A 12,967-nucleotide genomic window follows, 5' to 3' on the forward strand; every position below is an offset into this window, starting at 1 on the left:
GCCGCGCGGGAGACCTGCACGCCCGGTTGGTGGGGGTGCTCGCCGCGTGGGACCAGGCGACGGGCGATCGCCGCTTGTTCGACGCCGAAGACATGGTGGCTGAACTGCTCGCTGCCGCCCGGCTGGAGTCGCCCGACAACCTTGCGTCGCCGCGAGTGCTGCGTGCTGTCGCCGACTGGCACCTGCGTTGCGGGATGATGCTCGACGCGGAGGGGGACAACCTGCGGTACCAGTACTGGCTGGCAATCCTCGCCGCGGTGGCCGGCCACGACCCCTCCCTGGTGCCGGAGAACAAGCTCGCGGTACTGGCACCCGACCTCGACCCGCTGTTCCCGCGCTCCTGGTCCGCCTCCGACCGAGGTGAGCTGGTCAACGCAGCCCACACCGCGGCTCGGATCATGCCAGAGTCCGTCGAACGTGTCATCGAGCTCCTCCGGCGGGCGCTCGGCACTGTTGCAGAAGGACACCCCGACCGGCCCGAGTTCCAATACATGCTCGGCATGGGCCTGCTCGACCGGTACCGCTTCCGCAGTCACCAGAACGATCTCGACGAGGCCATCGCGAGGTTCGCCGAGTCGGCCGTGACCCCGCAGGGGAGGCCGCACCACTCCCAGAGACTGGTGGTGCTGGCGAGCACCATGCGGGAGCGGGCACAGTTGCGGCGGTCCCGCGCGGAGCACGACGACGCCGTGCACGCGGCGCGCACCGCGTTCGCTGCCACCCACCCCGGTGGACCGGGACACACAGCCGCACTCGCGATGCTGGGCGGAATCCTGTTCAGCCGCTACCTCGTCACGCAACTGGACCAGGATCTGGACGAGTCGGTGACCACCCTCCGCCACGCCGTCCAGCTCCCGCACGACCTGTTCGTCGTACTGCCCTCCACCCAGATCACGCTCGGCAACGCGCTGCTCTCTCAGTGGATGAGGGACGGTGACCTGGCCCTGCTCAACGATGTGGTCGCCGTCTTCCGCTCGGCGGTCGCCGGTTCTCCCGCCGGATCGCCCGAGTTCGCGCGCAGCCAGCAGGCCCTGGCGATGGCGCTGTCGTACCGCTTCGACCAGTACGGTCAACTCGAGGACGTGACCGAGGCGATCGACCTGACGGCGAAAGCGGTCCGGGCAATGCCCACGGGGCACCCCGAGTACGCGACGAACCTCGCGCACCTCGCCGGGTACCGGCTGCTGCGCTACGGCGTGACCCAGGACACGCTCGACCTGGACGAGGCCCTCGTCGAGATCTCGGCAGCCGCGGCGAGCGACCAGCCCATGGACCGCGAGGCGGTGCTGCTGGGGCTCGCCTCGGTGTCGAAGACCCGTTACCAGCGCACCGCCGACCCGGCCGACCTGCTCCAGGCCATCGCCAGCACGCACCAGGCGCTCGACCTGTACCCGCCCGGCCACACCGACAGAGCCGCGGCTGTCGGCAACCTCGGCGCCGCCTACCACCTGAGGCACCAGCTCAGCAGCGATCCGCGTGACCTGGACACGGCGATCGACCTGCTCCGCGAATCCATTCAGGACAGTGCGGCGGCCGGCGATCAGGCGCAGCGGCTGGTCAACCTGTCGATCGCCCGGTTCGACCGCTACGAGCTGACCGGCGATCCGGCGGACGCCCGGCTCGCTGCCGCGACAGCACGCGATGCTCACGCCCTCTCCGCCGCACCTCCACACCTGCGCCTGGAGGCCGCCAATCGCTGGGGCCGCTACGAGATCGCGGTCTCCGGCGACCCCGCGACCGGACTGCCCGGGCTCGCCGCCGCCGTGGAACTGCTACCACGCGGCGCGTGGCGGGGTGTGGACCAGAACACCCGGGAACGCGTGCTCGGCGACTGGCAGACCCTGACCGGCAGGGCGGTCGCCGCCGCCATCGCGGCGGGCGAACCGGCCACGGCGGTCGAGCTGTTCGAGCTCGGCCGCGGCGTGCTCTGGAGTCAGCTCCTGGAGACCCGCACCGACTTGTCGTTGCTGTCCGATGTGGCTCCCGAACTGGCTCGCAGGCTCGAAGACGTCGGCACGGCCCTCGATCGGGACGACCAGGCCGGAACTGAGCCGTTTCCCAGTGATGCGCGTGTCACGCGGGCGAGTGAGTGGGATGACCTGGTGGGACGCGTCCGCACGATTCCCGGGTTCGAGTCGTTCCTCACCGCGGCGACTTTCGCGGAACTGCGCACCGCCGCGCAGGCCGGTCCCGTCGTGCTGATCAACGTCAGCGCGTGGCGCTGCGACGCCCTCGTGCTGCATCCCGGCCTCGATGAACCCCAAGTTGTCCCACTCCCCGAACTGACGCTCGGTGAGACGGCCCGCCGGGGCGAGAAGCACGCGTCCCTGCTGCGGTCCCTGGGCGAGGTGGGCGACCGAGACGGGCGCGCCGACCTGCAGGTCGCGATGTCGGAGACCCTGCGCTGGATGTGGGACACGATCGCCGAACCCGTGCTCACGGCGCTCGACCGGCCCGACCGGATCTGGTGGTGCCCGAGCGGGCTGCTGACGTTCCTGCCGCTACACGCAGCAGGCAACGAGACCGATTCGGTGCTCGACCTGGTCGTCTCCTCCTACACACCGACCGTGCAGGCCCTGTGCCGTGCCATCGGAGCCACTGATCCGGCGCCGGATCGCCGGAGCCTGCTGGTGGTCGCCACACCGCGCACGCCAGGCGCACGCACGGTACCTGGGGTGGACCGGACCAGGGCACGGCTGGAACGGCTGTTTCCCCGGCACACCACCATCCCACCGGAGTACGCGACCCGGGCGACCGTGCTGGCGCAGCTCGCCGGGCACGCGTGGGTGCATTTCGGCTGCCACGGCGCTCAGGACCTCGACGCGCCCTACCAGGGTGGACTGGTCCTCCTCGACGACCGGCTCACCGTGGCCGACCTCACCCGGGCTCCCAGCGCCGCCAACGCCGAGTTCGCCTTCCTCGGTGCGTGCGAGACCGCCGTCGGGGGCAGCAGGCTGCCCGAAGAGGCGATCAACCTCGCCGCAGGTATGCAGTTCGCCGGCTATCGGCACGTGATAGGCACACTGTGGTCGGTCGCGGACACGGCCACCGTCCGGGTCGCCCGCGACGTCTACGACGCGCTCGCCCGAGACGGTGAGCTGGACGCCGCAGGATCAGCGAAGGCGCTCCACGCAGCCGTATGTGCCTTGCGGAACCGCCACCCCGGCACACCGAGCATGTGGGCACCCTATCTCCACGTCGGCCCGTGACCGGGACGGATCAGCGGTGCCTGACGCCTGTGTTCGCTACAACCTGACCTGGTCAGTTCCAGTGATCGGCCATTGTGGCGGATTGCCCGCGAGCTCTGGTCGACCTTGACTTTACGTTCGTGGGCAGACACCGCCAAGCAAGCGCAGACCGCACCGCCGGAGGACCCGGTAAACCTGCGCTTGTCCGCGTCTCGGAGTCCTGAGGGGCAGAGCCTCCAGCCGTCGATCCAGGCGAGCGGGCAGCGCAGTGATGGATCGGCACCTTCACCCCGGAAGCAGTCAGGACATCCGATCGGGCGAATGCCGTAACAATGACGTGCCACCCGGGCGATCTAGGGGAGGTTCCGACTCGACCACGACTGGACAGGCGGTTCCGATGCGTGTCTCCCCCCGCGGTGACCGATGTCTTGGCTGAGCGGCCGGCCCCGGATCGACTACCACGAGTCGCACGTGCTCGACGAGATCGTGGACGGGATCCTGGTGTGCCGCGAACCTCGCGGCATCCGGTTGGGCATCGACGGCCTGTTGGACATCAGCGGCGCTCAGCCCTATCCGGGGCACCGCTCGCTGTGGGCTTGGCTCGCCAAGTGGTGCGTCGACGCGAGTGACCAACATCAGGCGACCGTCACTCGAATCGCCCGATTTTCGACGTTCTGGCACGACATGTACGAGCGACAGCCCGAGCCCGTATTCCTCGGCCTGGCACCGGCGGCCGAAGAACACCTGTCGCAGATCAGTGCGGCCGCCGGCCGGGTTTCCCGAGCTCCACGCGCCACCTTCGAAATCGAGCCGTCCTCGACCTGGCTGGCTGAAGGCGAGCAACGGTTCGCGGACGACGTGGGAGCACACTACGGTTCACCGGAGTCGATCGCGGCCGGCGGAATGCTCGCTCTGGAACACGATGACATTGCGAGCGCGCTGTTCTTCTTCCAGAAAGCCGTCGACCTGCTTCACACCACGTACGTCAATTCACAGATGCGGAACCGCGCGCCTGGACGCCGCGACGGGGCCGTGCTCGACCTGTACGTGCGGACCTTGCGAAACGTACGGAAAGTCGCCCCTGACGCCGACGTGGGCGCCTCGGTCCGGGAAGTCACCCACCGCCTGAGAACGATCACAACTGCGTGCCAGGACGCGGGCGTCGATCCGTCGCTCTACCTCGAAGCGCTGGCCGACCTGGCCGCAGCCGCACCGGACGTCGACGTCCGGACGGTCCTCTGGCGGAACGCGTCGCTACAAGAACTGTTCGGCGAACACGAGATCCCGGAGGAACGAAGATGAGCACGGTCGTCACCGGCGAGACGATCGTCGTCGACCACTCCGACGACTCCCACAGCGACCTGCGGGTGTTCTTCGCCGTCGCCGAGGAACGAGGCCACGCCGCGGCATCGGTGGTGGTCGACGAAGGCGGCCGGCCAGTCACCGATCCGTGCTACTCGGACCGGATGGGCGCACCCCACCTGCCTGGCGGCGCCTGGGCATTCTGCCGATCGCCGCAAGCGGAAGCGCTGGGTTTCCCGACAGGCACGGACTTCGTCCGCACGCACGCGCCCCATCTGAGTTTCCTCGGCGGGTCCCCCTACCCGGCTGAACCACACTTCCACCGTCAGCTCTACATCCAGGAGTTCGGTCAGCCGGAGTCCCGGCTGCAGATCCCCGGTTGCTCGGCCGGACCGGTCGCGTGGCGGCCGGACGGCCGGAAGGTCTGCGTGCTCGACGAGCGCCTCGGCCGCTTTTCCGCGCTGCCGGACGCGGCGAAGTACGTGCTCTGGGAGTACGACCTCGCGCTGGGGCAACGACGCCGGGTCGTCGACCTGTCTCCGGCGTGGCCCCTGAGCCACGTCGAATTGACCTACAGCAGTGACGGCCTGTGGCTGCACCTGTGCGACTGGATCGGAGGCGCCAACTACCTGGTGGGCTTGGCCGACGGGATCGTGGTCCCGCTCCCCTTCAGGTCGGTGGGCGCCGGGTGGAACCCGGGAAACGGGGCGAACGCGATGACGGTGACCACTGTCGAGCCGATGACCGGCCGGCTGGTCATCCACGACTATGACGTTTCGACCGGGTCAATGGAGCAACGGTCGGACATCGCCTCGTCGAACGGCCTTCCGCTGGCAGTCCGGGAGCTGTCGATGTCGACGGACGGCAACCGTGCTCTGGTTACCGCACCCCTGGGTGCGACCGGGCTCGAGCAACAACGCCGCGGTGGGGTCAATGTCGCGGTGGTGATCGACATAGTGGACGGTGCGGTCGAGCCGGTGTTGCCGGTGCGCTTCCGGACCCCGGGCGCCCAGCGCCGCCACACCAGCCCGCGATGGTGCGAAGAACCCATCGTTTCGCCGGTCCCCACCACAGTCGCCGACACCTTGCTGGCCGGTGCCGTCCGCCCGGCGCCCCTTCCCGACCGGCCCGAGATGCTGGGAGACCACCTGGAGCGCGGGCTGGAGGCCGCACTGGGCATCGAGCAGGCATGGGCATCGGGACGAGTGCGGCCGCCCCTGTTCGCCGGCGAACTGGTCCAGCACACGCTCAACTGCTACGAGCTCGATCCCGACGCCGGTGATGCCATCTACACGCACCTGCGCGAGCAGGCCGCACACGACCCGATCGCGCGAGCAGTGGCGCGGTGGGTCGGTACCGACCGGAACCGGCCCCACCGATCGTGGCGGACGAAGGAGCTGACCACCCTGGCTCACACGGCCGGAGAACCACCGAACCTCGACGAACACGCGGAGATCTTCAGCGACGGCCGACGGGAATGCGTCCCATCGCTGGATCTGCTGATCGCGGCCGAAAGCGGTGCAGATGCCTGCGCGCCGGCTCGCGAACTGGTGGCCGCGCTGGCCGGGCGCCGGGGTAACAGCGAACGCACCTGGGAACGGCTGGCCACCCTCACAGCCGATGCCCTACGTCACCACGACCACCTGTTCGCTGTCAAAGCAGGCTTGGCCACAGCGCTCTGGAACGAATTCTTCCTGCAGGATGCGGCGGCCCGGGCTTCGGGACTGGGCGACACGCCAGAGGGCCTGGAGACGGGAATCCTGATCGACTGCGTCGAGGCATGTGCCCACCTTCCCGGACACGAAGTCGTCGGGGGTGACAGCGTCGCCGTCTTCGACGTCGCCGACGTCCGGCTCCGAGTCCAGCTCCGCCTCCAAGAACGGGATGCGCAGGACTACTTGAACACCACGAGCCGAGCGGGCACCCGGCGGGCGCCGGCTCAGGTTCCGGCGCCCGATCCGGGCGCCCGAGACGAGGAAGGAGCTCCATTGCCGAGCCGGAAGAGGATCTTCGTTTCCTACGTGCGGGAGGACAGCTCGACGGTCGACCGTCTGGTGACGGAGCTGGGCGAGCACGGGTTCGACGTCTGGATGGACCGCACGCACCTGCTCGCCGGTCAGGTGTGGCGGTCCGAGATCAAGAAGGCGATCCGGGCCGGCGACTATTTCATCGGGTGCTTTTCCGCCGCTTATGCCGGCAAAGATGTCTCGTACATGAATGAGGAGCTCATCACCGCAGTCGAGCAGCTACGGTTGATGCCACAGGGACGGCAGTGGTTGATCCCCGTGCTCCTCGGGCCGTGCGCCCTGCCTGAGCTGGCCGTCGGCCCGGGCCGGACGCTCGACGAGCAGATCCACCACGTCGACCTTTCAGCTGACTGGGCAGCCGGGATGTCGCTGCTGTTGCGATCACTGGGGTCAGCGCGGATTTCGTGAACCTGTCATTCCCCGGGCTCCTTCTCCGTCGAGATCCGCTCGGTCAGCCATCATCTTCGCTGGGGTGTGACGACAGCTCGGATCGTCACCACGCCGGGCAGACCACATGCGCATCGTCCTCGGCAACTGCCTGGCAGACGGCCGACAGAAGTCCGACCGAGATCACAGTCCTCGGGCTCGCTCGCGGTCGGATCGACGGCAATCCCTGCGGCTGTGGTCCAAGTCGCTTCTCGACCGTCTTCTGCCGGCGTCCTACCGCAGCTCTCGCCGCCGGCGCGGCACATCCGCACGCGTCATCGCGGTAGCTGCGCCGCGACCCGCGTTGATCAGTGCCGCCGCCGGCAGCCGCCCTCGCCGTCGCCGTCGGCGACCGAGTGGAATCGTTCGGCTCCGGACTCAGACCGAAGATCGCTCCAGCGCGGTGAAACCGGACACTTGGGCCGGCACGTGCAGGTCGTCTCCGGCCGCGCCGGACAGGAACAGCGAGCTGGCCAGCGTTTTCGCGAACTCGCGGATCACGCGGCGTGGCGTCACGCCGGTCCGGCTCAGGTATGCGCGGTAGGTACCGATCTGGCTCATCGTCGCCCGGTCGGCGTCCCCGATGCCGAAGGCGATCATCCGCGGCCGGGCCGGCCAGCTCCGGTCCACGAGTCTCGCGTGGGCCGCGGGCCAGTCCGCGTGATCGGTCGGCTGTCCGTCGGACAGGAAGAACACGGCGGGTCTGTAGATCGAACAGGATTCTGCCCGGAGCCGCTCGACGTCGTGTTCGATCGTTTCGCGGAGCGTGGTGAACACGGCGCCGAAATTGGTCTCCGCGCCACCTCTCAGCTCCGGCTTGCCGATTCTTTCCGCCCTGCGGGAGAGCGGCGCGACAACACGGGCTTCCCTGGAGAAGCCGATCACCCCCAGCCGAGTCCGGCCGGCCAGGGCCGGATCCGTGCGTACGACCCGGTACACATCATCGAGGCTGTCGTTCAGCAGGTCCAGGTGATCGGCCATCGAATAGGACTCGTCACAGACCACGTAGAAGGGCAGGATTCGATCGGACATCGGATTCTCCTCGTCTGGGGAAGGCCGGTGATTCACCGCGACCGCGGGACTCGCCCGCCGCTCCGCAGGCCCCACTTCGAGGGGGTCCCTGCGGACGCTCCCCGACAGTCTCACATCTCGGCTTGGACCAAGCGTGGACCGCGGGTGGACCTCGAGTTCCGCTTCAGGTCACGAAAGGACGGAAAGTGGACGAAAAATGGACCACAAACCGAACGTGTTCTCATCCCCCGAGCGATCGGTTTCACTGAGAGTGTCATGACACCGCGTCGAAGGAGACGGCATGGAAGTACGCCTGTTGGGGCCGTTCGAACTGCGAACGAGCGGTCAACCGGTCGAACTCGGTGACTTACAGCAGCGGTACATCCTTGCCGTCCTCGTGCTGCACGCGAACCGCGCGATATCGGCCGAACGGCTCACCGACATCGTCTGGAACGGGGTGGAGAAGCCGAAGACCAACCTGGTCCCCGGCTACATCGCTCGCTTGCGCAAGATCCTCGAGCGGGGTGAGCAGGCCGACCGGCCGGTGATCGACCGCGTCGCGACGGGCTACGTGCTGCGGATCGTGCCCGAGCGGATCGACCTCGAGCGGTTTCTCGCGTTGCGTGACCGGGCACACGACTGCGCCGACCGTGCCCGGCGGCTCACGCTGCTGCGCGAGGCCGCCGAACTGTGGCGCGGCCGGTACCTGGAGGACCTCGACCACGACCGCGTCGGCTCGACCAGTCTGTTCTCACCGGAAGAGGCGTACATCGACGTCCTGGGCGACCTGGCCGAGCTCGAGCTCGGCGAAGGAAACCACCGGTGGGTCCGCGATCGGCTGCAGTCGTTGGTGAGTGCCGAGCCGACGCGGCACCGGCTCGCGGGGCTGCTGATGCGGGCGTTGGTGGCCAACGGCGACCGCGTACAGGCGGTGAACGTCTACCACGACACCAGGGCGGCGCTCAACGACTACGGTATGGACGTCCCGGTCGAGCTGCGGCGGTTGGCGAAATTCGCTCAGCTGAGCGGGCGACGCGTCTTGCTGCCCAGCCGGCCGCCCCGCTTCGGGGGCCGAGGCCGCGAACTGGCGAAGATCGAGTCGCGGCTGCTCGTCGCAGCCGCCGCGCACCGATCGGCGACCTTGTGGATCAGCGGGATGCCGGGCATCGGCAAGACCGCGCTCGCCGTCCAAGCGGCCTACCTCCTGCGCGAGCGCTTCCCCGACGGGCAGGTGCTGGTGCAGCTCGACGGCTTCACCCCGGAGGTGGCCCCGGTGACCACCGAGGACGCGCTGGCCGGCCTGCTGACGGCGCTCGGGGTCCCGCCGGAACAGCACCCGCCGACGGTCAGTCAGCGCATCGCCAGTTACCAGGCTGCGCTGGCGGGCACACGCACCCTTGTCGTGCTGGACAACGCGGCGGGCGAAGAGCAGACACAGCAGCTCCTTCCGATCGAGCCCGGCTGTGCCGCACTGGTCACCAGCCGGCGAACCGGAGGTCTCGACATCGCGGACGAGATCCAGCTGGGACCGCTGCAGCCCGAAGCGGCCATCGAGCTGTTTCACGGCCTCGTCGGCGCCGATCGGGTCCGAGGTGAGTCGGCGCTCGTCGACAGCCTCGTGGTGCGGTGCGGCTATGTCCCGCTCCCCATCAAGATGCTGGCCGCGCAGCTTCGGCTGCACGGGTCCTGGTCCCTCAGCGAACTGACGGCGCTGCTCGACGAGTCGGGACCGTGGCGGGACGCGCCCGGGCTGACCGGGCGCGCCGCCGGCGCCTGCGCGGTCTCCTACGGGCAGCTGGACGAGCTCGAACAACTACTGTTCCGGCTGTTCGGGCGGTTGCCTGGACACGATCTGAGCGTGCCCGCCGCGGCCGCCCTGGTGGGGACGACTCCTGCGCGGGCGCGGGAACTGCTGGAGGGACTGCTGCGGGCGAGCCTGCTGGAAGAACCCGCGCACGGGCGGTACCGGATCCTCGATCCGCTCAAGGAGTACGCACGTGGGCTTCACACGCACGCGGACTCGGACACGGAACGACTCGGTCCGCTCCTCGACTTCTACCTCGTCACCACGTCGAACGCGATACGTGCCGCCTACCCCTTCGACCAGGACCGTCAGCCGGCCGTCCGGCGAGAGTGCCCGTCCGCGGTGGAGTTCGGCGACAACCAGGCGGCGCTGACCTGGCTGTCCGGGGAACGGCTGAACCTGCTCGCAGTGATCAGGTATGCGGCGCGGCAAGACTTCCCCGAGCACACCTGGCAACTGGCCGTGCTCTTGTGGCGCTACTACTACGCAGGTGGTCTCATCGAGGATTGGTCCGAGACGCTCGAGCTCGCGCGGAAGGCGCTCGAAACCGACGAGGCGGGACGGGCAGGACTTGCCTACGTCCTGCTGCGGCTGGCCGGAGCGCACCGGACCGCGGGCAGGGCCTCGCAATCGCTCGAACTGGCCACTGAGGCGCTGCGTCTGTGGACCGAGCTGGGTGATGACCTCGGCCAGGCCGGCGCGCTGTGCGCCATCGCGTCTGTGGATTCGGATCGGGGCGACAACGCGTCGGCGATCACCCACTACGAGTCGGCGCTGACGAAGTACGAGCGCGTCGAAGACCTCCGAGGCCAGGCCTATGCCCTCAGCAACGTAGGACAGCTCCACGAGCTGCAGGGCGATCTCGAGTTCGCCGAAGCGCGGCTGGTCGCGGCCACGGACCTGCTGCGCCGGCTCAGCCACACCCAGGGCCTCGCCCACACGTTGGACAACCTGGGTGTGGTGCGGCGTCGGCTGGGCCGCCACGCCCAAGCGCTCGCGAACCACGAAGAAGCCCGAGCGCTCGCCAAGGAGGTGGGTGACCGCAGCTGCGAGGCCTACGCGCTCAACAACATCGGGGTGGTGCACCGCCTCGAGCGGCGGCTCGAAGACGCCGTGCAACACCACGAACTTGCCCGCGCCGTCGCCGATACGGTCGCCGAGCCCGGCTTGCGCGCCCAGCTGTACATGGACCGGGCCGCGACGCAGCTGGAGCGCGGGGACCGCCGCCAGGCGCTGACGACCTACCTCGCGGCGCTCGACCTCGCCCGCGGAACCGGCGACCGGGGCAAACAGGCCCACGCACACCGCGGCGCCGCGCAAGTACTGCACCAGACCGGCGAACACGTCTCCGCCGCCGTGCACTGGCACGCCGCGCTCGAGGCCTTCGACGGACTGGGGTGGACGGAAGCGGAAGACGTGCGAGCCGAGCTCGCCCGGCATCGGTGCAGGTGCAGGATGGAGGGCTAGGCGGTGTCCGGCAAGTCAAAACTCTCGGTCTTCGAGCAGACAGACTTGCTCCGGCATTGCCTAGGCGGGCGGAACCCGGACAACCCGCAACGCGCGGCCCAGTTCGGGCAGCAGTTCGCGAACCGCCGGGTGGTTGTGCCACCGCGCCAGTGTTCGCGAAAGCTGGCGGAGGTCGATCCGCACGGTGGCGGAGTCGACGTGCGCCGCGTCCTCGAGCACCCCGCGAGTGAGCGAGCAGGCGTGCTCGATCTCGCCGTTGCCCGCGTGCGCCAGTGCGTGGCGCGCCCCGAACCGGGCGCGAGCCCTCCGCGCCTCCGCGGCGATCCTGGGCAACTCCCGATCGAGCACTTCCGCGGCGTCGGCGGGACGGCCGAGGTCGTAGAGCGACCAGCCTTCGGCCAAAGCGACTTCGTCGACGACGCTGGCGGAACCGAACACCGGTCGCGATGCCGGGAGCGGCGTGCCTTCGGACAGGAGCACGCGCGCGCGTTCCAGTGCGCGCAAGTAGTCGTCGGGGGCGCCGGCCAGCGCGTGACCCTGCGCTTCGCAACGGGCCGCGAGTCCGAGGATCCGTGACCCGACTGACGGATCGGTCTGCGCGCGCACGGCCAGCTCGACCGTGGCGAGGGAATCCTGTTGGTACAAAGCCAGTTCGGCCTGTCGCACAAGTGCGTAGACACCGAGGTGGAGATCGCCGCCGGAGGCCGCGAAGTCGACTGCTTTCGCCGTCCACCACGCCGCGGCCCGATCGTCACCGGCCTCCTGGCTCATCCAGCCCGCGTATTCCGCGGCGCGCGAAGCGTGGACGAGCAACTCGTCGCGCACTTCGGGCGCCACCGCCCCCCCGGCGAGGGAGCGAACCGTGTGCACGTGAGCGACGACCTGGGGCAGCACGATGCCCGGACGGCTCGTCGTGCCGAGTTTGCGGTACTGGTCGAACGCGCTGTGCAGGCCGGCGATCGTCGTGGGGTCGGCCGCCGACCAGGCGCCACCCGTCAGCGCATACCCCACCGCGATCCCGAGCCCGGCGAGGACCTGCCGCCGCGGGAGACGGTGAAAGCCGGATGTCCCTTCGGTATCCATCACCATCACCCACACTTCGTCGTCACCCCCCTCGTCGCCGTTTGCGGCTTCGGGCCGGGGTTTCGGCACTTCGGGTTTCGCAGAGACGATCATCGTGACGAGTGCGCCGCCGGTTTCGAGCGCACTGTCGCAGCGCTTCGCGATATCTGCCGTCGGCGCACTCATGCCATTTTCGATCTTGCTCAGGTAGCTCTTGCTGTAACTGATCTTCCGAGCGAGTTTATCGAGTGACAGACCGCGGCCTTGTCGCAGTTTCCGCAAAGCTTCCCCGAACGACTCGACCACGCTCGCCTCCCCGTTTCGCGAGGTTCACCTGCAGGCAGTACAGCACCGTCGCAGAGCGAAAGCAACGCACCGAACGGCAATCCGGCCCCTTGTCGGAAACCCACCGGAAGAACCGGATTGCCGTCCGGGCCGGTCAGTCGATCCACGAGTGCCCGTTGGGAGCGGCCAAGGGCGGCGACGTCACGACCGGGCCCGACGTGGACCCCCCGTCTGCGAGCGACGTGACGACGCCGAAACCCGGGACGGCGAGGGCGACCAGCGTGACGGCCGCAGCAGCGAACTCGACAAGGGTGCGGAATGACAGCGAACCAGACATGACGACTCCTCGGAATTTGTTTTCCCAAGCGCGATTGCGCTTGTTCCGAGGATTCATC

General features: G+C 68.8%; 7 protein-coding genes. 4 read left to right on the forward strand and 3 right to left on the reverse strand.

All coding sequences use genetic code 11. The features are described 5' to 3' along the window. The first annotated feature begins 29 nt into the window (after positions 1-29). The 3 genes from OHS58_RS24460 (at position 30) to OHS58_RS24470 (ending at position 6,925) form a co-directional block, all read left to right on the forward strand. Entirely contained in the window at positions 30-3,209 is a 3,180-nt protein-coding gene (locus tag OHS58_RS24460) for a CHAT domain-containing protein (protein WP_328644121.1), read from the forward strand. 450 nt (positions 3,210-3,659) lie between these two features. Beyond that, positions 3,660-4,490: a hypothetical protein gene (locus OHS58_RS24465; protein ID WP_328644122.1), complete on the forward strand. Its 831-nt coding sequence runs from the start codon at positions 3,660-3,662 to the stop codon at positions 4,488-4,490. After that, on the forward strand, positions 4,487-6,925 hold the full coding sequence (locus OHS58_RS24470; protein ID WP_328644123.1) for a toll/interleukin-1 receptor domain-containing protein: 2,439 nt from the start codon (positions 4,487-4,489) through the stop codon (positions 6,923-6,925). Before OHS58_RS24465 ends, OHS58_RS24470 begins: the two co-directional genes overlap by 4 nt. 396 nt (positions 6,926-7,321) lie before the next feature. Here OHS58_RS24470 and OHS58_RS24475 read toward each other — a convergent pair whose 3' ends face one another. Next, the gene (locus OHS58_RS24475) at positions 7,322-7,975 is read right to left on the reverse strand and encodes a vWA domain-containing protein (protein WP_247063103.1); all 654 of its coding nucleotides are present in this window, start codon (positions 7,973-7,975) and stop codon (positions 7,322-7,324) included. A 280-nt stretch (positions 7,976-8,255) separates the two neighbouring features. Between OHS58_RS24475 and OHS58_RS24480 the strand changes: the two genes are divergently transcribed. Then, entirely contained in the window at positions 8,256-11,225 is a 2,970-nt protein-coding gene (locus OHS58_RS24480; RefSeq protein ID WP_328644124.1) for an AfsR/SARP family transcriptional regulator, read from the forward strand. 60 nt (positions 11,226-11,285) lie between these two features. Here OHS58_RS24480 and OHS58_RS24485 read toward each other — a convergent pair whose 3' ends face one another. Together OHS58_RS24485 and OHS58_RS24490 are read right to left on the reverse strand one after the other, a co-directional pair. Beyond that, positions 11,286-12,593: a helix-turn-helix domain-containing protein gene (locus OHS58_RS24485; RefSeq protein ID WP_328644125.1), complete on the reverse strand. Its 1,308-nt coding sequence runs from the start codon at positions 12,591-12,593 to the stop codon at positions 11,286-11,288. Between the two features lie 133 nt (positions 12,594-12,726). Beyond that, positions 12,727-12,909 (reverse strand): hypothetical protein, encoded by a 183-nt coding sequence (locus OHS58_RS24490; protein WP_328644126.1) that lies wholly within the window; start codon positions 12,907-12,909, stop codon positions 12,727-12,729. Between the last annotated feature and the right edge of the window lie 58 nt (positions 12,910-12,967).

Origin of the sequence: Amycolatopsis sp. NBC_00348 (genome assembly GCF_036114655.1) — a bacterium.
Classification (GTDB): domain Bacteria; phylum Actinomycetota; class Actinomycetes; order Mycobacteriales; family Pseudonocardiaceae; genus Amycolatopsis.